The 23,535-nt window shown below is 49.8% G+C and carries 17 protein-coding genes and 4 pseudogenes; 17 read left to right on the top strand and 4 right to left on the bottom strand.

The features are described 5' to 3' along the window. The first annotated feature begins 4 nt into the window (after positions 1 to 4). The 9 genes and pseudogenes from B1748_RS05275 (at position 5) to B1748_RS05240 (ending at position 9,629) form a co-directional block, all read left to right on the top strand. Complete coding sequence (locus B1748_RS05275) at positions 5 to 379, top strand: arsenate reductase family protein (RefSeq protein ID WP_087566795.1); 375 nt, start codon at positions 5 to 7, stop codon at positions 377 to 379. Continuing rightward, positions 376 to 1,614, top strand: a complete 1,239-nt coding sequence (locus B1748_RS05270) for an aminotransferase class I/II-fold pyridoxal phosphate-dependent enzyme (protein WP_087566794.1) — start codon at positions 376 to 378, stop codon at positions 1,612 to 1,614. Before B1748_RS05275 ends, B1748_RS05270 begins: the two co-directional genes overlap by 4 nt. A gap of 70 nt (positions 1,615 to 1,684) precedes the next feature. Beyond that, positions 1,685 to 1,918, top strand: a pseudogene (locus tag B1748_RS05265) (5'-3' exonuclease); the annotation flags it as partial. 942 nt (positions 1,919 to 2,860) lie between these two features. Then, positions 2,861 to 3,025 (top strand): annotated as a pseudogene (locus tag B1748_RS37925) (TetR-like C-terminal domain-containing protein); the annotation flags it as partial. A 140-nt stretch (positions 3,026 to 3,165) separates the two neighbouring features. Further along, positions 3,166 to 5,526 (top strand): helix-turn-helix domain-containing protein, encoded by a 2,361-nt coding sequence (locus B1748_RS05260; protein WP_087566792.1) that lies wholly within the window; start codon positions 3,166 to 3,168, stop codon positions 5,524 to 5,526. Positions 5,527 to 5,772: 246 nt separating this feature from the next. Next, positions 5,773 to 6,732 carry an ABC transporter permease gene (locus B1748_RS05255; protein ID WP_087566791.1) on the top strand — a complete coding sequence of 320 codons (960 nt, stop codon included), beginning with the start codon at positions 5,773 to 5,775 and terminating at the stop codon, positions 6,730 to 6,732. A 22-nt stretch (positions 6,733 to 6,754) separates the two neighbouring features. After that, positions 6,755 to 7,630, top strand: coding sequence for a carbohydrate ABC transporter permease (locus B1748_RS05250; RefSeq protein WP_087566790.1), 876 nt, complete (start codon positions 6,755 to 6,757; stop codon positions 7,628 to 7,630). 27 nt (positions 7,631 to 7,657) lie between these two features. Then, entirely contained in the window at positions 7,658 to 9,223 is a 1,566-nt protein-coding gene (locus B1748_RS05245) for an extracellular solute-binding protein (protein WP_087566789.1), read from the top strand. A 91-nt stretch (positions 9,224 to 9,314) separates the two neighbouring features. Beyond that, positions 9,315 to 9,629, top strand: coding sequence for an RIFT barrel domain-containing protein (locus tag B1748_RS05240; protein ID WP_306299311.1), 315 nt, complete (start codon positions 9,315 to 9,317; stop codon positions 9,627 to 9,629). A 413-nt stretch (positions 9,630 to 10,042) separates the two neighbouring features. Here the strand turns inward: B1748_RS05240 and B1748_RS05230 are convergent, their stop codons facing one another. Continuing rightward, positions 10,043 to 10,864, bottom strand: a complete 822-nt coding sequence (locus tag B1748_RS05230; protein WP_087566786.1) for an AraC family transcriptional regulator — start codon at positions 10,862 to 10,864, stop codon at positions 10,043 to 10,045. Positions 10,865 to 10,968: 104 nt separating this feature from the next. On the opposite strand from B1748_RS05230, the gene B1748_RS05225 reads away from it, so the two are divergent. Together B1748_RS05225 and B1748_RS36740 are read left to right on the top strand one after the other, a co-directional pair. Next, on the top strand, positions 10,969 to 12,255 hold the full coding sequence (locus B1748_RS05225) for an MGH1-like glycoside hydrolase domain-containing protein (RefSeq protein WP_087566785.1): 1,287 nt from the start codon (positions 10,969 to 10,971) through the stop codon (positions 12,253 to 12,255). A gap of 650 nt (positions 12,256 to 12,905) precedes the next feature. After that, positions 12,906 to 13,067 (top strand): hypothetical protein, encoded by a 162-nt coding sequence (locus B1748_RS36740; RefSeq protein WP_179215398.1) that lies wholly within the window; start codon positions 12,906 to 12,908, stop codon positions 13,065 to 13,067. A gap of 396 nt (positions 13,068 to 13,463) precedes the next feature. On the opposite strand, the gene B1748_RS05215 is transcribed toward B1748_RS36740, so the two are convergent. Continuing rightward, a complete protein-coding gene (locus B1748_RS05215) occupies positions 13,464 to 13,760 on the bottom strand; it encodes a hypothetical protein (RefSeq protein WP_087566783.1) in 297 nt (98 codons plus the stop codon). 625 nt (positions 13,761 to 14,385) lie between these two features. Between B1748_RS05215 and B1748_RS36735 the strand changes: the two genes are divergently transcribed. Next, positions 14,386 to 14,523, top strand: a complete 138-nt coding sequence (locus B1748_RS36735) for a hypothetical protein (protein WP_179215397.1) — start codon at positions 14,386 to 14,388, stop codon at positions 14,521 to 14,523. Positions 14,524 to 14,546: 23 nt separating this feature from the next. On the opposite strand, the gene B1748_RS05205 is transcribed toward B1748_RS36735, so the two are convergent. Continuing rightward, positions 14,547 to 15,422, bottom strand: coding sequence for an AraC family transcriptional regulator (locus B1748_RS05205; RefSeq protein ID WP_087566781.1), 876 nt, complete (start codon positions 15,420 to 15,422; stop codon positions 14,547 to 14,549). 149 nt (positions 15,423 to 15,571) lie between these two features. On the opposite strand from B1748_RS05205, the gene B1748_RS05200 reads away from it, so the two are divergent. After that, positions 15,572 to 18,925, top strand: a complete 3,354-nt coding sequence (locus B1748_RS05200; protein WP_087566780.1) for a glycosyl hydrolase — start codon at positions 15,572 to 15,574, stop codon at positions 18,923 to 18,925. Between the two features lie 349 nt (positions 18,926 to 19,274). On the opposite strand, the pseudogene B1748_RS36325 reads toward B1748_RS05200, so the two are convergent. Then, a pseudogene (locus B1748_RS36325) lies at positions 19,275 to 19,508 on the bottom strand (IS1380 family transposase); the annotation flags it as partial. Position 19,509: 1 nt separating this feature from the next. Between B1748_RS36325 and B1748_RS37365 the strand changes: the two are divergent. The 4 genes and pseudogenes from B1748_RS37365 to B1748_RS05175 all read left to right on the top strand — a co-directional run. Next, a pseudogene (locus B1748_RS37365) lies at positions 19,510 to 19,691 on the top strand (carbohydrate ABC transporter permease); the annotation flags it as partial. Between the two features lie 270 nt (positions 19,692 to 19,961). Then, positions 19,962 to 20,945: an ABC transporter permease gene (locus B1748_RS05185; protein ID WP_087566778.1), complete on the top strand. Its 984-nt coding sequence runs from the start codon at positions 19,962 to 19,964 to the stop codon at positions 20,943 to 20,945. A gap of 18 nt (positions 20,946 to 20,963) precedes the next feature. After that, on the top strand, positions 20,964 to 21,833 hold the full coding sequence (locus B1748_RS05180; protein ID WP_087566777.1) for a carbohydrate ABC transporter permease: 870 nt from the start codon (positions 20,964 to 20,966) through the stop codon (positions 21,831 to 21,833). A gap of 70 nt (positions 21,834 to 21,903) precedes the next feature. Further along, positions 21,904 to 23,472: an extracellular solute-binding protein gene (locus B1748_RS05175; RefSeq protein ID WP_087566776.1), complete on the top strand. Its 1,569-nt coding sequence runs from the start codon at positions 21,904 to 21,906 to the stop codon at positions 23,470 to 23,472. Positions 23,473 to 23,535: the final 63 nt, after the last annotated feature.

Below are 23,535 nucleotides of genomic sequence, written 5' to 3'. Positions count from 1 at the left end.
CACGATGAGCACAGCTAACAAGATAACAATCATCCAATATCCCAAATGCAGCACCTGCAAGGCTGCGGTAAAGTCGCTAAAGGAGAAAGGCAACGAAGTTGTACTACGCGACATTAACGAGGATACCCCGACTGCTGCGGAGCTCAAAGCATTGCTGGAGCTGGGAGGCTTCGAGCTCAAGAAGCTGTTCAACACTTCAGGCGAGGTTTATCGAGAGCTTGGGCTGAAGGACAAACTAGCCTCGATGACGGACGATGAAAAGCTGGAGCTGCTGTCGCAGCACGGCATGTTGATCAAACGTCCGATCGCGACGGACGGCAGGCAAGTGACAATTGGCTATAAGGAAGAGCAATATGCAGAAGTATGGGGGAAATCATGAGCCAGATAAAAAGTCGGCGATTCCGCGCGGAACGGCTGTCCCAGCTGGGCTCCTCGATTTTCTCGGAGGTGGCGGCGTGGAAGCGCGAAGCGGCGGCAAATGGTCTTGATATTATTGATCTCGGCATCGGAAGTCCCGACCAGCCGCCTGCCGCAGCGATTCGCCAGTCGCTGGCAAATGCGGCGCTAAGAGAGGATATGTATGCTTATCCGGCCACGAGCAGTGGCTTGCCTTTCCGGGAAGCGGCTGCAGAGTGGATGCACTATCGCTTCGGCGTGCAAGTAAATCCCGCCGCGGAAATCGTCACGCTAATGGGCTCGCAGGATGGACTGGCCCACCTGGCAATGGCCGTCTGCGATCCTGGCGATGCCGCTTTTGTGCCGGATCCCGGTTATCCCATCTATGCGGCTTCGCTGGCATTGGCCGGCGTGGAACCCATCTTCCTGCCGCTTCGCGAGGAGAATAACTTCCTGCCCGATCTGGATGCCATACCCGAAACCGAATGGAATAGAGCATCCTTCATCCTGCTCAATTATCCTAATAATCCATTGTCCGCTGTTTCGAATCTGGACTTCTTCGAGAAGCTGATTGCTAAAGCGCGTAAGCACGATGTGCTTGTCGTTCACGATCTGGCCTACTCCGAGATGGGCTTCGACGGCGTGCTGCCTCCAAGCATTCTTCAAGTCCCGGGTGCGATAGAACAGGCGGTCGAGTTCCATTCCTTATCCAAAAGCTTCAACATGGCAGGCTGCCGAATCGGTTTTCTTGCTGGCAATCGGGATGCCGTCGCCGCTTTGCGCGAATTGAAAGGCAATATCGATTATGGCGTATTCGATCCTGTCCAAGAGGCTGGCATAACGGCGCTTCGAACTGCGATGTCTTCTGATCGCGAATCTTATATGCCGGCTGCGAGCGCCATCTATGAGCGGAGAAGAGATGTTTTTGTTCGTGCGCTCCGCGAGGCCGGTTGGGAAGTTGAGGCGCCTAAAGCGACGATGTTCGTATGGGCCAAGCTGCCTAAGCTGATGGGAAACGACGGAGAAGTATGGAACTCAAGAACCATTTCCCAGGAAATGCTGAGGGTAACCGGCGTCGTCGTTATTCCCGGCGAAGCGTTCGGCACAGAGGGAGAAGGTTATGTTCGTATCGCGCTGGTAGAAAACGAAGACCGATTATTGGAAGCGGCGGCAAGAATCGGAGTATTCATCCGTTCGTCCAATGTGGTAGGATATTGAGGAGAACATAGTCGCGAAATCAAGTGTTTCAATAACTTGCACATGCAAGCATAGCAGGAGCTGATTATTGATGAACGGTCAAAAGGTTTTGTTGGTGGATGGCATGGCGATCTTATTCCGCGCGTACTTCGCAACCTCGTTTACGGGAAGCATTCGCCGGACAAGCAGCGGCATGCCGGTCAACGCCGTGCACGGCTTCGTCCGCTACTTTATGGATGCCATATCGAAGTTCGACCCGACGCATGTCATCTGCTGCTGGGATATGGGAAGCAAGACGTTTCGAACGGAGCAGTACGCCCTTTATATACCTTTTCATAAGTGGGAATAATAAGAAGAACTGAGAAATGGCTTGTATTCACAATTATCCCAAGCTAATATGGGATTAATTTGGAACGTTCTGCACTAAAGTGAAATCCCCGTAAAGTGTTAACATTTCGGGGATTTTTGCATTGAAGAACGTATCATTCTAAATAGATAGAAAACCACATTGGCTAGTTATATCCCACTCTCCAAATTAACAAACGTTCCGTGTACAATGCCAAAAAGAAAGTTAGTTAATGAGGAGATTCCGCTACAAAACGGCTCTCATTCAAGCTAACCAAGGTAAGTGGAAAAGGGTTCCCTCATAAAAAAATTAGTGTATGGATGATAAAATGTCTGAAGGTAAGTTTAGTGAGTTTCCTCTTATTGAGACAACCGTCGTTCATCATTTGAATAACATTAACGAAATGCTTACTTCGGGAAATATTGATGAGTTTTATCACAATAATCAAATCATGTACAAATGTTATTAAAAAACGAATAAACAATTATTTGCTTATTTAATGTTAAAAGGGGAGCATATGGTTGGAATTAAGAACAATAGAAGAGCTAAATTTACGAAAGAATTAATAAAGAGTAGTTTTCTTACGCTGTTGCAAGAGAGCGAGTTGCCAGAGGTAACAGTCACTGAAATATGTAAATTAGCTGATGTTAATCGCGGTACTTTTTACCTCCACTACTAAGATACTTTTGAATTATTTGATGTTATTCAGAGAGAATACATTCAAGAAGTAGCTGAACGTTGCAGCAAAATCAGTGTACAGTAGATGGAGCCATAATTAGGCTATTAACGCTCATTCAAGAGAAGAGCATGGGTATTTCGATTAATCATTTTAGAGAATAGGAATAGTTACTACTTCTCTCAACTACTGCAAGAGCTTTACTCCAATCATGTTAGAAAGTCAGAAGAAAAAAATTTGAGGCATCTGCAATTGATTTTTCTTTTACATATATGATTTACGGATCTATCGATGTGATTAATCATTGGCTTGAATCAAATACGCAGGAAAGCCCTCTTACTATTGCGAGAATCCTCTCTGCTTTAAAGCAGCCTGCAATGAAAGACTTAGACCAAGCATCATCAAATTGAACCTGACGACAATTAGGATAGTATATGGATGATTAAATACAGTTCGGGAAATGTGGTGATTCACATGAGGCTGCATCCTTGCTACAATCTCAGAATGGTAAACGTTTTTAGTTACGCAGGCAGAACGGGAGTGAGCGAAGATGTTCCAACACTTTGGCAAAATTCGCAATAGCATCATCTTCTCATGGCTGGTTTCTTATCTCTCCATTTTATTAATACCGATCGTCATCAGCGGTATTGTCTATGACCAATCCGTACGGATTATGCAGAATCAAGTCATCCGTATTAACGAATCGATGATACGGCAGTTGCAGCAGGCGGTAGAAGGTCAGATCAACAATATGGAGAAAATAAGCACGCAAATCGCGTTAAATCCGAAGTTGACTCGTCTGATTAACGAGTCGGCAAATCATAGGCCTATGAGTTTTGCGTATGTGGAACAGATTAAGCAATTGTTCCAGGACTTCAATATCTATACCCTCTCCAACAGTTTTATCGACGAGTTCTATGTCTACATTCCGAATATTGATCTTGTACTGACATCAAGCGGGCATTATGCGAGCCGGAGCTTCTATGAAGCGAATCTTCATTCCAGGGGTGCAACTTACGAGAGCTGGCACGCGGATATGCTTAGGCCGCATTACAACGATTATGTCGTTGAACCTGTGCTGGGCAGCATGGAGATGGAAACGACGATTACGTTAATTCGTTCACTACCGCTGCAAGGCGAAAGCATCAAGGCGACATTGGCCGTTTCAATTAACCGGGATGAGCTTCTGAAGTTGGTGGAGAACGTGAACTGGGCGAATCAGGATATGTTCATCATTACTGACCGTAATAATCAGGTGCTGTTCAACAGCCAGAACACGTCACTTCCTAATTTCATCAGTAATGACAAGATGATGAATGCAAGTGGCGTGCTGTACGGAGAACTGCAAGGGAATGAGGTAGCCGCAACCTACATGAAATCCGGCGCCGGTGATTGGAACTACATTTCGATTACGAAAACTTCGTTGTTTAACGATAGGGTAGCCTACATACGGAAGCTTACTTTTGTTTGTTTGATAATGTGCGTGGTGATCGGAGGATTTATTGCCTATTGGTTCGCAAGGAAAAATTATAACCCAATCAATCAGCTTATCCAGAACATCTCAAGAAACGCAGGGTTGCGGCTTGAGAAAAGCCAAAATGAGTATCGATTCCTGAGTGAAGCATTCTCGAATGCCATAAGCGAGAAGCAGCGATCCGATCGAAGACTGGAACAGCAAATGTCCTCACTGCGCTTTAGTTTTATCTCGAGATTACTGAAGGGGAAGGCCGGAAATATCGTTCCAACCGCTGAATCGCTTAAAATGTACGGAATATCTTTCGACCGTCCGCGTTATGCGGTCATTCTGTTCGATATTGACGATTATAGCCGATTAATGGTTCATGCGAGCGATGAGGACAACCTTCGCTTGGCTGAATTTATTGTGCACAATGTGGCAGAGGAAATGACATCGGCGGGCTTGCACCGTGGGTTCGCTGTCGATATAGATAACTTTGTCGCATGTCTGATGAACCTGGAAGGAACAAACGATGAGAGTCTATATTGCGATATGGAAGAGAAGGTACGAGATATTCAGGAACTTCTAGAGCGGAAATTCCAAATTTGCTTAACAGCCGCTATTAGCAGGGTGCATCCGACCGCGGCAGACATATCCGAGGCTTATCAGGAGTCGCTCGAAGCCATTGAATATAAGCTGCTGAAGGGAAGCGGCAGTATGATTCGCTACGACGAAATCGTTACTTCGATTGAAGTATCCGGTTCTTACAGCTATTCTCTAGAAACTGAAAGGGTGTTGACTAACAGCATCAAGTCGGGCGATTATGAGCAGGCGCAGCGGATCATGGATCATATTTTCGAGAGCAACATAACGAATGGCAGAGTCTCGCTGCAAATCGTCAAATGCCTCATGTTCGATCTGGTGAGCACGATGATTAAAACGATGAACGAATTAAGCACTGTATATGATCCTTCTTTTATTGAAGAATTAAATCCTGTCGAGCGGCTGCTCAAATGCGACACGCTCAGCGAGCTTCGGTTACAAATTCACGCCATTTTAATGAAAGTTTGCGGCGTTATTAATGAGAAGAGCAAAGGAAATAACCAAACCAAGCTTAGAGATTTGATGATCGAATTTATAGAGGACCGTTATAACGATGGGAACTTAAATCTGACCATGGTCGCGGATCATGTTGGTCTAAGTCCCAAATATGTGTCGGCATTCTTCAAGCAGGCGACGGGAGAAGGCATAAGTGCCTATATTAACAAGGTGCGGCTGACGAAAGCTAAGGGACTATTGTCCACGCCGAACCTTAGCATATCGGAAATTGCCGGGAAAGTCGGCTACACGAATAGTAATGCGCTGATACGCGCCTTCAACAAAATTGAAGGAATAACGCCGGGACAATTCAGAGACTTGGTTCAGTCAGAAACGAACCAGGATCCAAAATATTGAGGAAAGAGAAGCTTTCCCATGCGAATAGGGAGAGCTTCTTCGTTGTTTTATACGGATAGATGGATATGGAAAAATGAATGCGATGATCAATATCTGACTCTGCGGCCATTTCTGCTTTTTTGAAGATCGTTATGGACAATTGAAGATTTACGGTTGAACAACCGCTGGATTATGATGTGGTGGCAAGCAACGAAACACCCCGGGGAGAAAGACAACAGACAAGGAGTGGGAGAATGGTGATGCTACATGAATAAGGCCGAGAGTCTTCCTTCAGCGAAGCTCTCGAAAACGAGCCGATACGGTGCCCGACTATGGAAGGATATAATAAGAGACCGGTGGCTATACCTGATGCTTGCGCCGGGGATTCTCTACTTCTTATTGTTTAAATACGGACCCATGTACGGACTGATCATTGCCTTTAAAAATTTCCAGCCGATACTGGGGTTTTTTGATAGCGAGTTTGTCGGCTTTGCTCATTTCGAGAGGCTCTTCCAAGAATCTGCTTTCTTAACCTTGTTCAAAAATACGTTGTTGCTCGCGATCTACAACATCGTATTCTTTTTTCCGGCACCTATCATACTGGCGCTGATGCTTAACGAGATCCGAATGAGGTTTTTCAAAAATGCCGTGCAGACGCTCGTGTATATCCCCCATTTCATCTCCTGGCCTGTCGTTATCGGCTTGTGTTATGTGCTGTTCACGACAGAGGGAGGCATCGTTAACGAAATACTTGCGATGATTGGAATGAATGAAATCAATCCGCTCATGAGCGAGAGCGCTTTCCGTCCAATGATTATCCTTCAACAAATATGGAAAGAAGTCGGCTGGGGAACGATAATCTTTCTGGCGGCGCTTGCAGGCGTAAACGTGGAGCTGTACGAATCTGCGACAATCGACGGTGCTGGCCGATTCAAGCAAATGTTCCACATTACCTTGCCCGCAATCAGAAGCACGATCATTATATTGCTGATTTTGCGCATGGGCTCGTTCATGGATTCGGGCTTCGAGCAAATTTATCTCATGCTTAATCCGCTGAACCGCGATGTGGGCGAAGTGTTCGACACTTATGTGTATTCGGTGGGCTTGACTGGCGGACAGTTCAGCTATAGTACGGCTATCGGATTTTTTAAATCCATCGTCGGATTGTTCCTCGTTATTCTGGCTAACCGGCTCGCTAAAGTTTTCGGAGAAGAGGGGGTGTATTGAACCGGCACGTCCGGTTGTGCTTATGAAAATTGCAGCTACGAAATCAGGCAAGGCGTTCGATATATTCAACTATATCTTTTTGGCGATATTCGCTTTATTGATGCTCCTTCCACTGCTGTACGTATTGTCTGGTTCGCTTACGTCCGATGCGGAGCTATCGCTTAAGAAGGTCGTATTGATTCCAATGGAACCGACGCTTGATTCCTACCGATACATCCTAAAATCGGGAATCATCTTACAAAGCTTGATGTACTCGATTTGGATAACGGTCGTCGGAACAGCCATTAACATCTTTTCGACAGCGGTTATGGCTTACCCGCTTTCCAGGCGAACGCTCCGGGGAAGAAGCGTTGTCATGAGGCTGGTTATTTTCACGATGCTGTTCAGCGGTGGCATGATTCCCTCCTACTTGCTTGTCAAAGAGTTGGGGATGCTGAACTCTTATTGGTCGCTATGGCTACCTGGGGCGATTGCCGCCTTCAACTTGATTTTGATGAAGAACTTTTTTCAAGAGCTCCCTGATGGCATTGAGGAGGCGGCCAAAATTGACGGCTGCAACGATATGCAAATTTTGTTTCGCATGGCGTTGCCACTTTCGATGCCATCGATTGCGGCCTTGACTTTATTCTATGCCGTATCCAATTGGAATAGCTTCTTCAATGCACTTATGTATATTCAGGATTCCAATAAATGGCCTATCCAGGTGTGGCTGCAGCAGATCGTCATCTTGTCACAGGCTGGATACGATCCGAATAATTCAACAACGGAATTCGTGAAACCGCCGGAAACGGTTAAGCTAGCCGTTATTAGCGTGGCTACGCTCCCGATATTATGTATCTATCCGTTTCTGCAGAAATATTTTGCAAAAGGCGTGCTTCTAGGCTCAGTCAAAGGGTAAACCAAAAAACTAAAAGGGGAATGAACCATGAACCAAACAAAGAAAACGTGGAAAAGACTTTCAACAAGCCTGGTAGCTTTTAGCCTCTTCAGTGTGGCACTCGCCGGCTGTAGCGGCGGTAATGCGGGATCGAACGTAAACGAGACACCATCCTCATCTCCAAGCGAGACGGCGTCACCGGATACTAGCAATCCGCCGGCTGCCGGGCCTTTGAAGTTTTCGATCACGACCCAGTTAAACAATGCTCATCCACCTGTATTGGATGGAAATCCGATCTGGGAACAGTTCGAGAAATTGACCAACACGGATATTACGATCAACTTCGTTCCGAATGCCAATTATGCGGATAAATTCAATCTTTCCCTGGCCGGCGGAGATTTGACTGAAGTCGTAATGGCGCCAAGCAAAGTCATAAAAGCGACCGCATTTGTTAATGCAGCACGTGGTGGAGCATTCTGGGATTTGACTGATGAGCTTCCTAAATATCCGAAAATAATGAAAAACATGAACGATATTATTTTGGCTAATACCGCAATCGACGGCAGGACATATGGTATTCCGCAACCTCGTCCGACGGCGCGAGTTGGCTTGCTGTATCGAAAGGATTGGTTCGATCAGCATGGCATTAATGTGCCGACGACGATGGAGGAGTTTTATGCGGCTGCTAAGGAACTCAAAGCGAAAATGCCGGACGTTATTCCGTTCTCCTATGCCGACCAAACAACAGAATCGACGTGGAACGGTCTTGACCTTTTCACGGTTTCCCAAGGAGGCTACAACATCTGGGGCCTCGATGACGGGAAGGTCACTCCATACTATGAAACGCCAGAATATATGAACGTGCTGAACATGTTCCGGGATATGTACAATGAAGGGCTACTCAATAAAGATTTAGCGATCGTACAAGGCGCGCAGAAGAAGGAGGCAATCTCAACAGGCAAAGCGGCGATGTTCGCTACGGCATATGGTGACATCAAAAGCATCCAAGATGCCATTACGAAGATAGATCCTAATGCCGAAATCGGCTTACTGCCTGTGATCAATGGTAAAACCAATGCGACAAGTGGACACAATGGCTTGTTCGTGCTGCCAAAAAGCAAAGTGAAAACACAAGAAGAGGTAAATGCAATCTTGTCATATTTTGAACGTGTGCTTGAAGAGGACATCATTCTACTGTCAAGTTACGGAATTGAGGGTCGGACCTTCAACAATGTAGATGGCGCGCCATCCTTTATTAGTCCAGAGGCAGAAGCTCAATTCAAAGAAAATGTTGCACCGATAGGCGGAATCATTATTAGTTCAATCGTTACTCGCTGGAAAAATGATAAACCTATGGACACGATGGTCAAAGACGCTATTGAACAATATGGTCCAACGGCTGTTGCTAATCTGTCGGACCCATTTGTCTCCCCTACTTATGTAGAGAAGGGCGGCGAACTCGACAAGATCGTTTACGATGCCCGAGTCAAATATATTATGGGTGAGCTCGACGAAAACGGCTATGCCGCAGCGATCGCCGAATGGCGCAAGCAAGGCGGAGAAAAGATGATTGCCGAATACACCGAAGAGTACAACAAGGCAAACAGTCAATAAAGGATAATGCACTAATTGTTATAAGCTGGCCTTCCTTGTGTGGGGGCCAGCTTCATTTTATCATCATTATGCTAGGAAAAGTTGGAGCGATATGTCTTCTTTACACATGAAATGGCTTGCTTCGCTCAGTAAGAAGCAGACAGCGGCCAGCTTTGGAACATGTTGGGTGAGAGGAAGGCTGCAGCCTGGGGAAGCTTCTTATCTCGAGGATGATGCGTCGAATCGGATTCCCGTGCAGACCCGAATTAACGCTTACTGGCCGGATGGATCCGTAAAATGGCTGCTGTATAGCGCTGTTTTAGATAAGGAGAAGGGTTATCAGGTAAGCATATGGGTGAGCCCCTATGGACCCATTCGTCTTGAAAGCGCATCTTGTCTCGGACGGATCCATCCGGGCGGAGAGTGAACTGCTGTCTTGTATGGTTTCTTCTGGGACAACGTTCATTCAAGACTTAGTGCGTAAAAATGTTGGACAGAAGCCCGTTTCAGTTGAGGAGGCCACTGAAAAAGGCCATCTCACAGGAGTGGTTTCAGCAAAGTTATGACGAACTTATCCGCTTAACCCAATTGATGAACGATATGGAGAAGCTGCCGGAAGCCGAGGGGGCTCATTTTACCATCCACATTAGATGTGTCAACATGGTTCAGCTGGCGCAAAATGTACAGCGTAATTTTCAGCAGATTGCTGAGAGCAAGGGCATTAAGCTAATTTTTTGTTCCTACTAATGCGCCGTGTTATGCTGAAGCGAGTGCTGGTTTGTGAGTTAATTCCCAAAACATGTATAGCTGTATATCTTCGTCATATTAAAACTAGAAAGCTTACAGCGAGTTGGAATTAGCCTTGCGAAAGGAACTGGGAGTGCAGCCTCGTTTTCTTTTGAACATTTTGCTAAAAAGCATGACATCCTCGTACCCGACCCTGGAGGCCACTTCTGTTATGGAATCCTTAGATTGCAGGAGCAGCTCCTGCGCCCTCTTCATGCGAAAATCCATCAGATAGTCTTGTGGAGACATCCCTTTGTATTGCTTAAAAAGCTGAAATAAGTAAGAGCGGCTCACACCGATTTCTTTCGCCAACTCCCCGATAAGCAAAGGCTGGTGTGCATGATCTCCGATATAACGAACCGCTTGTTCCACCAGACACTCATTCATAGGTTGGCATTGTTTCCTGTTATTTAGCTCAGAAAGTATGAGCATAAAATTCCCCAGTAATTGCAACTCCGGATTAGGTTGAGATTTGTCTATCTTCATCATCAATTTCAATAAACCATGTAGATTAAGGTAGGAAGCATAATTAAAAACAGGACTCTTTGAAACCTTGATGAATTTTGCTAAAATCTCACACTCATATGTACCTCTGAAAGCAATCCATGTGTAGTTCCAAGGCTGCTCAGAATCAGCCTGATAGCGGTGGCGATCTCCGGCCCTTATGTAAAAGCCCTGCTTAGGTGAAACGGGGAATGTTTCTCCGTTAATCTCCAGAACACCTTTCCCGCTATGGACAAAATGTAGGATATCGTGATCCCTTATAGAGGGCCCGTACTCATGACCTGATCTGCAACGCTCGAACCCACAAAATAACAAGTTCATTTCATGAAATGGATGAGTTTCCGCCTCAATCACCTGAATATCCCGCATCATCTTCACCTCTGAACATAGTAACAAATATAATCAACATAGTGCCATATGCACCTGAAAGGTCCGGAGATACAATATACAAAAGACCTATTCAGGAGGAAACTAGGATGACAAGCATGATAAACTCTACCAACAAAAGCCACAAATCAAACTCAATTTGGTCAAACTCGGAACCCGCATACCTAAAGGGAATGGAAGAATGGAAGGTACGGCTTGCATCAGGCATCGGCAAGTCGGAATGGAAGCAGCTTCTGTCTTACACCTCAGACCTGCATATAACTTGCACCCATGCACCAACGCCTCCTTTTCACCAACCATGGGAGGAAATCGGCACGGGGTATTGCTACGGTCCGGCTTGCGGACATTGGGATCTTGTTCACGCAGCTCTGGATTTCCTTCCACATCATCCCCTTCACGCTAAGAACCAGTTACTGAACTTGTTAGCCTTACAGCGACATGACGGTATGTTGCCGGGCTCCGTATGGATGAGAGGAGATTCCGTATCGTGGAGCAACACCGAGAGTCACCCTCCGGTTTGGCCGGAAGCGGCGCAGGCTTACTATTCCCTCACAGGCGACACGCCCTTCCTAGGGGTTACCTTACGCGCATTAGATAAACAGCTTCACTGGTTCGAAGCGAATCGGAATGCTCAGGACGGAGGCTTCTATTATACCGACATCCTGAATCATGAGTGGGAAAGCGGCGTTGATGAAGGTGTTCGTTTTGACGAAATAGCCACGGGTCCGTATGCCTGCATAGATGCTACCTCACACTTATACAGAGCATATGAAATAGCGGAACATTGGGCCATGGAGCTTCAAGAGACGACACTTGCAGACCTTTATCGCTCTAAGCGACTTGTCCTACAGATTTTCATTCAGGATCGGATGTTCAATGAAGACGTTAGTTATTTCTTCGATATCTGGTCAGTGAATGAACCAGACCATCAGCACCTTGCATTCGAAGGGCTCTGGCCTGTTGTCACGGGAGCAGCGACTTCCGATCAGGCCCATCGAGTCATTGACCGATACGTACTGTCTCAGCAACATTTCTTAACGGAGCATCCCTTGCCAACGCTAGCAATCAGTGATCCAAAATTCGAGTTGCGCATGTGGAGAGGACCTGCCTGGAACAGCATGACCTACTGGGTAGCGCTAGGATGTTATCGGTACGGAAGAACCGACGCCGCCATGCTGCTGTTAGAGAAGGCATTGGATTCAACCGCCAAGCAATTCGCCAAAACGGGCACCATTTGGGAATTCTACCATCCTTTTGGGGAAACACCGGACAAGGTAGCCCGTAAGCCGCACACCCCCTACAATGTGCCATGCCGAGACTATTTAGGCCACAACCCTTTGATTGCCATGGCTCAGCTTTGGGACCTATGCAAGTAGATTGGTAGTAGGAAGGGACTGCTGCCTGCCGGCCCTTCCTCAAAATCAGCTACTGAATGAAAGTGCGAAAGCTACTATTGTTGGTTTAACCTACATCGTTATCACTATACTACCTATTCTATCTCTTTCTGTACAGTACACCTTAGCGATCTGCATCGGTGAATGGGCTCCAGCCCCCGTGGCGAATAAACGATTTATTTACTGCCGTCCTTCAGTTGTTTGCCGACTGCTATCTCTTTTCATTAGAGTTGCTTGTACCGCCATTTTTGCTGTCGGCCAGCACCCCGAATCATGTCATGTTCCACGCTTTGCTGCTTGAAAGTCAATTTTGTATAAACGGTTATCGGCAAGCCGCACCCCGCGCAGATCCGCTAAATACATGCAGACAGCCTTACTGTACTGAAGAAAGACTAAATTGTAAACCTGTGAAGGAGGAGAAGAAGACGATGAAAACCTTACAAATTTAGGCGAAAGGCCAGTATGCGATTATCGAGACGCCGACACCGGAACCGAAAGATAACGAGGTGCTGGTGGAGATTGGTGTCGTGGCTACATGCCCGCGCTGGAGCATTTCGGCGATCTGAAAGGGAAACCATTGTCATATCGGGGCTCGGGCCGGCCGGGATTCTGGCGATGCAGGTGGCCGGCTTATGGGGGCTGCGCGCGTGATTGGCATGGATATTAACGAGGAGCGGATGGAGTGGGAGCGAAGCCTGGGATTTGGCGAGGTCATGCATCCGGACGAGCTGGCTCAGCATCAGGTCCATCTGGGCTACGAATGCGTCGGTGCGGCAGCGGCGCTACAAATCTGATCGACCACCCGACGATCGGGCATGTCGTGATTTTCGGCGAGAAGCTTCGGTGCAACGATGACCAGGTCGGGCACAAAGCGCAGCACGTCGCGTTCGACTCGCTTCAGACCTCCGGAAGCGCTGTCCCCTCCAATGCCTGCGTCCACCATGTTGACAGGTACGTTAGGAATGGGCGCTGCTCGGCATCATTCACGGCACGGCCGGCATCCCCGACAAGTGGGTAGAAACGATCGCCGATGTCATCAATATATGCTGCATCAATGAAACCAACAATGTGTCAACGATCCCCCCGCACGGTAACCGAGCTGACGGAGCGAACCTTACAGCAAACCCCGATATTCCTGGGGGCGAAGCTGGTCGATATTTTTGCCGGACCCGAGGGGTATACGTTTACGGTCAAGGAAGGCAAGGAACTGTATTGCATCCGAGATTTATATGTAAACGGCATTTGCGGAACCCGGCGGCGTTCATGGACCAGCCGGCAACGAGGCTGTACAACCGCATCTCGCTGCGCACATCATCGGATTTGATGCCAGTCTGGGTAAACCGCAAGTCGCGGAAATCGATAAAATCCTCATACCGGTGCGACCACGAACGTTCCAGCGCATCCGTAACGGAGCTGGCGGTCAATTGCTTGATGCCTTCTATGCGGGATTCCGTTTGACTGACAATGAACTGATTGGCTTCGTTCAATTTGGTTTGAATCGTATCGGCTGCCCTGAATAGGATAGAAAACCGATGAGCAGCATCGGATCGGTGCCGAGTATAACACTGAATATCAGCAACCGGACGAGAAATCTGGAGCCGCGAATGTTCATAGGACCTCCTGCCGCCGAAATTCATGGTGTAAGTGTGTAAAGTTAGAGCAGTATGATCATGCCTCCTTGCCGTTCACGATGCGCACGCCGCCGGGCGCATACCAGCGCAGGGCAGCTCATTGCTGCCCGCCGGTCGCACCGTTATAGGTCAGTGTCAGCTTGACTTCCTTGTGATCGCCAACGTGAATGAAGGGCTCTTCCTGATAGTCGATCAGGGCACTAAAGGTCGCAAAATCATATTTGACCGCGTGAAGCGACTGTTGCAGCAGCTCCAGAATGCGATGCTCCTCCTTCTTCTTATATGACCTTTCGGCGGCAGACGGGGCAGCCGGAATTTTACGTCAAAACATTAACGTGCAGCGTCTGGCGGTGTTGGCAGTGAAGTAGGGCGACCCGGAAACCGTCGTGCAGGCGGTCGCGCTCGATCCGCTCACCTCTTCGGTGCTGACGCTGAAGGAAATCCGCGACATGGTGACGTAGATGCTAGAGGCGCAGCAGGAATGGCTGCCGCAATTCGGCGGTCATTCCTGCTGTGCCAGAAGCCGACCATCGTCATTCCGGACAACGTGCAGCGCGCCGAAGTGCCGATCAATCCGGCTTTGGCCGTGTTCTCCCGCTTTGGCGAATTGGCTAAGTAATTGTCTGAAGAGTGCAACCTCAACTACTCGCCCTGCATCCGAAACTCCGACGGGGTCATGCCGATGGCTTCCTTGAAGGTTCTGTAGAAATAATGCGCGCTGCCGTAGCCGAGCTGTTCGGCAATGGCGTCAATCGGTTCGCCGGAGAGCAGCAGCTGCTTCGCCCTGCGCAGGCGCTGTTCGATCATGTACGCCTTGGGCGTCGCACCTGTCGCCATCTTGAACAGTTCCGTGAAGTACGCTGTCTGGTAGCCGCACGCACGGGCCAGATCGGCGACCGACCAAGTCTGACCCGGATGCTGTTCCAGCAGCTGAAGGGCCGGTCTTATTTTGCGGCGGCTGACCGGCTCCTGCTCTTCGCTTAAGTACCGCATCAAGTCAGCCAGCAGCACGATCATTCTGCCGCGCAGGACGAGCTCGTATCCGACTTGCTGTTGTTGATATTCCTCCACAAGGAGGCGAAGCGCTTCCTCCATCTGCGGCGCCCTATGTCTGAAAGGGATGGCAAGGTCGGCACAGGCGCCGAAGCCGATGTGAAGAGCGGCTGGCTCTTGCGCCATCTCGGTATCACTGCAATAGATCATGCGAGCGGACGGATGCAAGGGCTGCGCATCGGGCTGATCCCAGTCAAAATGGATGCTGTAATAGTTAAACGGCTCGGCGCCGGGATTGCGCAAGATCATCGGGGTTCCGCCGCCATATAGGCCCATATCTCCGGGGCGAAGCTCGCAGGAGCGCGTGCCCAGACGCAGTTCTGCAGTGCCCGCCAGCAAATAGATGATCTGATAGTCGGGGATAATGCGCGGTCCCCATTGATGCCCGGATTCCGCCAAGGTACAGCCGGCGAAATTCACCGTCGGCCGCAGTTCGGTGAAATTTCCCACATGAATCGCACTCATGACCTACGCGTCCCCTCTCCGCCTTATCATAAACAAAATCCGATAAAACTGCACGTTTTCACGCCAAAAGTACAGTTACAAGCACATCGCGATTTGATACTGTTTGCAGTAAACATGTCCTTACATGAAACAGAGGAGCGTAGATATCCATGACTGAGCTGAAACTTGATCTACATCCGTCTTCCGCTTACCGCATCCAGCCGTTCTGGTTCTGGAATGGAGAGATGGACGAGCGGGAGATGGAGCGTCAAATCCGCGAAATGGCCGACAAAGGCTTGGGCGGCTTCTTTATTTGTCCGCGTCAAGGGCTGCAGGTGCCGTATTTGTCTGAAAGCTGGTTCGATAAGGTTCGCTATGCAGTCGATTTGGCGGCTCAATACGGGTTGGAAGTGCGGCTGTACGACGAGTACCCGTATCCGAGTGGTATTGCCGGCGGGGAAGTGTTGGTGCGCCACCCGGATGCGAAGCACAAACTGCTGGCGCATCGATCTGCGCGCATCGCGGACGGAGGGAAGCTGGAGCTGGAGCTTCCGTGGGGTGAGGTGTTGTACGCCAAGGCTGCGCCGGTCGATGCGGCGAGCGGCGAGCCCGATTGGAGCTCCGCGGTGGACGTTGCCGCTTATGTCGGGAATTTGCAGGTGGAGCAAGTGTTTCAGAAAGTCGGACTGACGGCTTACAACAATAAACGCTATTTCACGTACAACCCTCGCAAGCAGATGCGCTGGGAAGCTCCGTCCGGGAGCGGCGAATGGCAGGTGTTCGCGTTCATCGAGGAAGAGGTGGGCGAATTCAAATATTACGGAACGTTCGTCGACCCGTTGCACAAGGAGGCGATGCGGACCTTCATTGAGCTGACTCATCAGAAGTATGCCGAAGCTCTTGGCGATCGTCTTACCGCCATCGTCAAAGGGATGTTCACCGACGAAATCGGTCTGTTGGGCCACGTGCCGTGGTCGCCTGTCATTGCCCGGTATATGCGGCACAAGTACGGCGCTGATTTGCATGCCCAGCTTCCTTCCTTATTGATTGGCAGCGGAGAGAGGACGTCCAGGCTGCGTTACCAGTTCTACCAATCGATTCACGAGCTGCTGAGGGACAACTACCATCTGCAGGTGCATGAGTGGTGCGAGCGGTATGGGCTTGACTATATCGCGGAAGTGCCGTCCGTCCGCATGACGACGCAGCGGTACAGCCATATTCCGGGGTCGGACAGCGGCCACGAGAAGCTGGGGCGCTCGCTGGAATGGATACTGGAGAAGAGCGCGTACAGCTTGCGTTACAATCCGAAGATGACGTCGTCCCTCGCCCGCCAGCTCGGCCGTGAGCGCGTTCTGGTCGAATGCTTCCACAGTGTGGGCTGGTCGATGAATCTGCAGGATGCCAAGTGGATGATCGACCGGCTTGCGGCGCTGGGAATCAACATGTTTAACTTCCACGCGTTCTATTATACGGCCGACGGACTTGCCAAGCATGATGCACCGCCGTCGCAATTCCTGCAAAATCCGTACTGGCCGCATTTTCGCCTGCTCGCTGACTATACGGGTCGGCTTGCCCGGCTCATGAGTGAGAGCCAGTCGCTGGCGGCTGTCGCGCTGCTCGATCCGACAACGTCGTTCTGGACGCACATGGGCAACCCGTTCCATGAGTTCCGTTACTGCGGCGGCAGCGAGGCGGAACGGCTGCGTCTGGAGCGACTCAAGCGCGATTGGGCGTACGCGGCCAAGACCTTGTTGCGCAGCCAGCGCGATTTCGATCATCTAGACCCGGAGCTGCTCGCGGACGCGGACATTGCGGACGGGGCGATTCGCATCGGCGATGCGGAATACCGCGTGCTCGTGCTGCCACCGATCAGCAATCTGGAAGCGGCGGCCTGGCGGCAGTTGCAGCGGTTCGTAGAAGCAGGAGGCACGGTCATCGGCATGGGGTTGCTTCCGTATGAAGCGATCGACGAGTGGGAGGAGGCAGAAGCCGACACGCGCGAGTGGTTCGGACTGACGCATGCAACGCGGCACCGGTACTGGGGCGGCGAAGGGGACGCAAGTTCGCTTCAAGGCGAAGAAGCGGTCAGGCCGACTGTTCGCATGTACGAACGAACGCATGGCAAGGGAAAGGCGCTATTCATCGAGACCGTCAGCGGACAAGATCTGGAAGAAGCTGGAGCTGGGTCCGCGCTGCTGGCGCTGCTGGAAGCGGCGGAACCGGCGCCGGTGTTGCTGGAAGCGGCGCCGGACCGGGGCGCCTTCCTGCTGCAGCACCGGCGTTATGCGGATGACAGCGAGTGGGTGTTCCTGACCAATCAGGAAGGTCATGAGCAGTCAGTTACGCTAACGTATCGCGGCCGTCTGGCGCAAGAGGACGCGGCTGTCCGGGCGCTCAAGCTGCATCTGGCGGATGGAGGAAGCGAAGAACTGCCGGTTCGCCGCACGGCGGTAGGCTGGGCGATCGAGCTCGCCTTCGCGGCTTATGATGCGCACGCCGTACAGATCACGCCTGCACACGAGGTTGCAGATGGGCTGCGGCTCGCCACCGGCGCCCATGCTCCGGCTCCAGGGCGTAACTGTGCTGCCGATCAGGCCGGGACGCAGCCCTGCAAGCTCACCGTTAGCTGCGCCGATGCGTGGAGGATCGCTGCGCAGGAGGATAACGTGGTGCGGTTCGGCGAGTTCAAGCTCACCGTAGGCAGCGATGAACAAGGCGCAGCGGTCGTGCAGGTGAAAACCTTCATCGACCAGTGCGCCGATCTGGCGGCGACGAGCCGTTTACCGTACCGCTTCGAGCAGAACTTCGGAATTCCGATGGAAGCAAAGCTCGATTATCCGGTGCACGCCCGGTACGAGACGTCTTTCGCGGTGAAGGAACTGCCATCGGCTTGCAAGCTCATGATGGAACGAGGCGCGATCTCGGGCGAGTACGGCATCGAGCTCAACGGACACGTCCTGACAGCGGAGGATTTCCAACCCGAGCGGCGCTACGATTACTTGAACCAGGCAACCGACATCAGCGGTCTGCTCGTGCTTGGACACAATCGCTTGACGGTGTACGTGGAGGTGGGGCGCGACTGGGACGGCTTGGTCGGCTGCCTGTATATGACAGGTCCGTTCGGTGTCGCCTTCGACGCGGAGGAGAAGCCGATCATCGGCCCAGCTCAGCAGGAGGCGCCTTTGTACGGCGGCGTGCAGGTCGGCTTCCCGTATTTCGCAGGTACGCTGTCGTACGAGTGCGAACTCATGGTTGACGAGCTGCCGGCCGAGGGAGAGTTCGAACTTGATTTTGCCGGTTGGGATGTCCACTTCCACGAGTGCGCCGAAGTGCTGTTGAATGGCGTCTCGCTCGGCGTCCGGGCGTGGTCTCCGTACCGATGGAGCGGCCCATCGTCACTGCTTCGTAGCGGCGTCAATGTCCTTGAGGTTCGTGTGACGAACACGCTGATCGGCATGCTGGAGGGGCGGTATTTCGACTGTGGTTCGCACGCGCTGCAGCCAGTCAATCACAGGGAACGGTAAATGAATAGAGGTGTCCCAAATTAACATGGCCTAACGGCCACCACCATGAATGAAAATGTTTTGGCTTGTGAATCTGTATGTTCCATAATGGAACTGCAGGTCAAAGGCCGAGACTTTTTTGGTAGGAAAACTCTGAGTCCCAAACCGACCGAATGTATCCCGCGAGCACCGCCAATTGTCTCCAGTTTCCTGCAAGCGAATACCGAAAGCGATGGTGACGTGATGCAAAATGGAAGACATGCCAAAGTAACCTGTCATTTTGCAGGTTGTGCCGCGCAGCGGTTGATCGGTTTTGAGTTTGCTTAATCAGGCTACTCGGGATTCGTCCGGCGGTCGTAGCCGAACTCGTTCGAAGCCCGCTCTGCATCGTGAGCACAATAGCTTCCAGTTCTGGGCATGCCGCCAATCGAATGTGCTGGTACCGGCCGGAGCCGGCCACATTTCCCTGCACCTTGATCACGACCCGGCGAAACGTATTCACTTCGAACCGCTGCTTGTGTTCGAGCATCAGCGTATGCTTGAACCAGACGATCAGGTTATAGGGGATCGCTTTGATCCAACTGAACAGAGGGTTGTTCGACATCCTGAACAAACCGGAGATGTATCCGTTATCAATGGCTCTCAAGATGTTCCTGGACAACGAGTCGGTATCCAACTGGGGCGCCAGGTTCGCAATGTCCACTGTAAACCTCCTGCCTGTACTGGTGTCTTCTTCGCTTTCCAGAAGCAGATCGTCGAAGGAATCAGCACAAGCGGGTTGATGTAGCTCGAGAAGAAGACGACTTGATTCCCGATCTCCGGGAGATGCAAGTTGTCTTTTGTATTTTTATTCGATAATCCCAAAACACCTGATAAATCAAAGGTTTTTTCGGCGTTGTCCAAAAAAATATCACTTCACTGAAAATGTGCAAGGCGGCAATAACCGCAATTGCAAAAGAATATTATTGTTCGCAAGTACATGCCGTATTAATGTCAACGTAAGAAGACGAAAAAATTCAACAAGAAAAAACAAAAATACGAGGATGTGGTAGGGATCATGCTGAGACAAGAAATAAACCCCAGGGGAAAAGCGGTGAAAGTGGAGAGCGACGTTTTACGAAAGAATGGTGGAAAGTTCAGAAAACACTTGAAAGAAGTATCGCGTGACAAATATCTTTATCTTCTTGCTTTGCCAGGGATATTATATTTTATCATTTTCAAGTATGTGCCGATGTACGGCATTTTGATCGCATTCCAGGATTTTTCTCCTTACCTCGGCTTTTCGGGAAGCTCTTGGGTCGGATGGGAACACTTTCAACGTTTATTCACGGAAGACGACTTCTGGCAAATGCTTCGAAATACGCTAGCGATCAGCTTTCTCAATATTGCGATGTTTTTCCCGCTGCCCATTATTTTGTCGATTTTACTTAATGAGCTTAGCAATCAATATTACAAAAGAACGATTCAATCGCTGGTCTATTTGCCACATTTCCTGTCCTGGGTCATCATTGCAAGCCTTACGCTAATGCTGTTCGGCAAATCGGAAGGGATCATCAATTATTTTCTGAATGAGCTAGGTTTCGGCACGGTTGATTTCCTGACCAACCCGAGCACCTTCTGGTTTCTGTTGACCGGACAGTCGATCTGGAAGGAAATCGGTTGGGGAACGATTATCTTCCTCGCAGCCATCGCCGGCGTCAATACGGAGTTGTACGAAGCAGCCCGAATCGACGGAGCCAATCGCTTCCGGCAAATCTGGCATGTCACCTTGCCGACGATCCGCAACGTCATTGTTATTTTACTGATCTTACGTTTGGGGGATGTGTTGGAAGTAGGATTCGAGCAAGTTTTCCTGATGTATAACGGAGCCGTGTCCGATGTGGCGGAAATATTCGATACGTACGTGTACCGGGTCGGTATTCAGCAAGGACAGTTCAGCTACAGTACGGCGGTTGGATTATTCAAGTCATTTGTTGGCCTGGTGCTGGTTGTGATCGCGAACCGACTGGTGAAGCGCTTTGGCGAAGAAGGACTTTATTAGGAAAGGAAGTGCGACGTGATGAAGATTAGTGTCGGAGATAAAATATTTAATACGGCCAATATCATACTTCTTGGATTGGCGGCCCTTGTAACCTTGTTCCCGATTTATTACGTGCTTATTGTGTCATTTACCGATCCTGCGGAATTTGTACGCAAGACAGTTGTACTGTGGCCGGAGAAGTGGTCGCTGGTGTCCTACCGCTACTTGTTGTCGGCGCCGCCCTTTATACGGGCGATCGGAGTGAGCGCATTCCTTGCTATAGTCGGTACGTTTTGCAGTTTGCTCATCACCTCTTCGTTTGCGTATTCCTTATCGCGGAAAAAATTTAAAGGCAGAAAAGCGATTTTGATGTTTGTCCTGTTCACCATCCTGTTCGGACCGGGTATCATTCCGAATTACCTGCTGGTGAAGGAGCTTGGCCTGATCAACAGTCTGTGGGCCGTCATTCTGGTATCGCTGACTAGCGGCTGGTATGTGATTCTAATGAAAGGGTTCTACGACAGCTTGCCGGATGCGTTGGTGGAGGCTGCCTCGATCGACGGATGCAACGATATTACGGCATGGTTCAAAATTATTTTACCACTGTCCTTGCCTTCAATTGCAGCGTTTGGTTTGTTTTTTGCGGTCGCCAACTGGAATCAGTTTTTTAACGCCTTGCTTTATTTGAACGACTCCAGCAAGTGGCCAATTCAGGTTTTACTGCAGAATATGTTAATCGATTCATCATCAAGCAGCTTGGGGGACGTAGATCCGTTGATCAAGCCGCCGCCAAGCACACAATTAAAAATGGCCGCAGTTGTGATTGCGATTACACCGATCATCTGTGTATATCCTTTCCTGCAAAAGCATTTTGCCAAGGGGGTGATGATTGGCTCGGTCAAAGGGTAAGCGTGAAGGCAAGCAGTCATCTTTACAAGCGTTTAATTTGAGTAGAAAATTTAGAAGGGGAGGAAGTACAATGAAAAAGTTGGTCTTGATTACGGTATTGGCATTATCGGTTGTGGTTACGGCGTGCAGCGGAGGTAGCGGAACAACGAGCAAAGGAGCCGCCACCGCAACAACGGAGCCTTCCGCTACCGCGGGCAGCGATGCCGGAAAAGATGATAATAAACAGGAGGAGCCGATCGAGGTCAGAATTATGAGCCATTTCTTCGGCGCAACACCTCCGAGCAAGGATAACGCGGTGGAGCTGGAGATCGAAAAAGCGACCAACACCAAGCTGAACATTGAATGGAACTCTGCACAAAATTATCAGGATAAATTGAATGTTGTATTGGCCTCCGGAGATTTTCCCGACTTGATGCTGGTGCCGAACACCAATCCGTTGCAAAACGCAGTATTTGCGAGAGCGGCCACGGAGGGAGCGTTCTGGGACGTTTCCCCTTATATTGACGACTATCCCAACATTAAAAACAAAATTCCTGCAACCGCATGGGATTTGACGAAAATCAATGGCGGCAATTATGTCATTCCGCGTCCGCGTCCGTCCGAAGGCGAGTCCTTCTTCGTATTGAGGAAGGACTGGCTCGACAATGTAGGCCTTGGCATGCCGACTACATCCCATGAGCTGTATGAAGTCCTGAAAGCTTTTACCGAGAATGATCCGGATCAGAACGGCAAAAAGGATACGGTCGGTTTTGTCGGGAACGTAACGGAAGACGGAATGGGCGACTTTGTTCATTTTGAATCCATCTTTACGGGCATCAACGGCGAATGGGGCGAGAAAAACGGCGAACTGGTATTTTCCGCGTTCCTTCCGGAAATGCGCGAGTCTATCGAATATGTAACGCGCGCCTACAAAGAAGGACTGATCGCGCAAGACTTTGCGTCCCTGCAACTGAGCCAAAGCAAAGAAATTTTTTCGGCTGGCAAAGCGGGCGCACGGGTAGAGAAAACGGGAGCGTTCCAGGAATATTACAACATTTTTGTTGAAAACAGTCCCGACTTTGAGTTTACCAATCTGTACCCGGTAACCAATATTAACGGCTATAATACGAAAGGTCCGGGCTTCAGCGGCGGAAACGCCATTCCGAAAACCGTGCCGGAGGAAAAAATGAAGAAGATTTTGGCCATGATCGACAGCTGGATGGAGGATGACGTATTTGCTCTCCACCAAGGACTCGAAGGCACTCATTATAAAGTAGAGAACGGCGAAAAGGTGTTTGATTCGGTGCAACAGCAGAAAGACGGCGTAGGCGAATACAATCAAATTGTATATGTTGCCGATCCTTATGCAAACACGGTCAAATTGACCTTCCCTAAAGAGGCTCAGGAGCTGTATGCGCAAATTCAGGACGAACGCGCTAAAACAGGCGTCGCTTCGATCGGCACGAGTCTAGTATCGGAAGCGGGCCGCACGTATTTGCCGGGTCTGAGAAAAGATTTGACGGACTTGAAGATCAAAATTATTCTTGGAGTCGAGTCGATTACGGCTTGGGACGCTTTGATTGAAAAAGTGAAAAACGATTCGAAGATGCAGACGGTTATCGCCGAAATCGAAGAAGCGTATAAAAATCTGAAGCAATAGCAGAATAAATGAGCCCGGCACCCTCCGAAAATAGTCGTTAGATTTTGGAGGGTGTGTGCTACA

Origin of the sequence: Paenibacillus sp. MY03, assembly GCF_002165585.1 — a bacterium.
In the GTDB taxonomy this organism is placed as follows: domain Bacteria; phylum Bacillota; class Bacilli; order Paenibacillales; family Paenibacillaceae; genus Pristimantibacillus; species Pristimantibacillus agaridevorans.
Note: the sequence above shows the minus strand (reverse complement) of the source record. Positions and strands in the feature narration are given on the sequence as shown.

Bases quoted from the DNA above. Each gene is read 5' to 3' on its own strand.
- B1748_RS05175 (WP_087566776.1), top strand. From the start codon at position 21,904: ATGAAAAAGTTGGTCTTGATTACGGTATTGGCATTATCGGTTGTGGTT.
- B1748_RS05245 (WP_087566789.1), top strand. From the start codon at position 7,658: ATGAACCAAACAAAGAAAACGTGGAAAAGACTTTCAACAAGCCTGGTA.
- B1748_RS05275 (WP_087566795.1), top strand. From the start codon at position 5: ATGAGCACAGCTAACAAGATAACAATCATCCAATATCCCAAATGCAGC.
- B1748_RS05260 (WP_087566792.1), top strand. From the start codon at position 3,166: ATGTTCCAACACTTTGGCAAAATTCGCAATAGCATCATCTTCTCATGG.
- B1748_RS05250 (WP_087566790.1), top strand. From the start codon at position 6,755: ATGAAAATTGCAGCTACGAAATCAGGCAAGGCGTTCGATATATTCAAC.
- B1748_RS05205 (WP_087566781.1), bottom strand. From the start codon at position 15,422: ATGAGTGCGATTCATGTGGGAAATTTCACCGAACTGCGGCCGACGGTG.
- B1748_RS05180 (WP_087566777.1), top strand. From the start codon at position 20,964: ATGAAGATTAGTGTCGGAGATAAAATATTTAATACGGCCAATATCATA.
- B1748_RS05230 (WP_087566786.1), bottom strand. From the start codon at position 10,864: ATGATGCGGGATATTCAGGTGATTGAGGCGGAAACTCATCCATTTCAT.
- B1748_RS05270 (WP_087566794.1), top strand. From the start codon at position 376: ATGAGCCAGATAAAAAGTCGGCGATTCCGCGCGGAACGGCTGTCCCAG.
- B1748_RS36740 (WP_179215398.1), top strand. From the start codon at position 12,906: ATGGGGGCTGCGCGCGTGATTGGCATGGATATTAACGAGGAGCGGATG.
- B1748_RS05200 (WP_087566780.1), top strand. From the start codon at position 15,572: ATGACTGAGCTGAAACTTGATCTACATCCGTCTTCCGCTTACCGCATC.
- B1748_RS05255 (WP_087566791.1), top strand. From the start codon at position 5,773: ATGAATAAGGCCGAGAGTCTTCCTTCAGCGAAGCTCTCGAAAACGAGC.
- B1748_RS05185 (WP_087566778.1), top strand. From the start codon at position 19,962: ATGCTGAGACAAGAAATAAACCCCAGGGGAAAAGCGGTGAAAGTGGAG.
- B1748_RS36735 (WP_179215397.1), top strand. From the start codon at position 14,386: ATGGCTGCCGCAATTCGGCGGTCATTCCTGCTGTGCCAGAAGCCGACC.
- B1748_RS05240 (WP_306299311.1), top strand. From the start codon at position 9,315: ATGTCTTCTTTACACATGAAATGGCTTGCTTCGCTCAGTAAGAAGCAG.
- B1748_RS05225 (WP_087566785.1), top strand. From the start codon at position 10,969: ATGACAAGCATGATAAACTCTACCAACAAAAGCCACAAATCAAACTCA.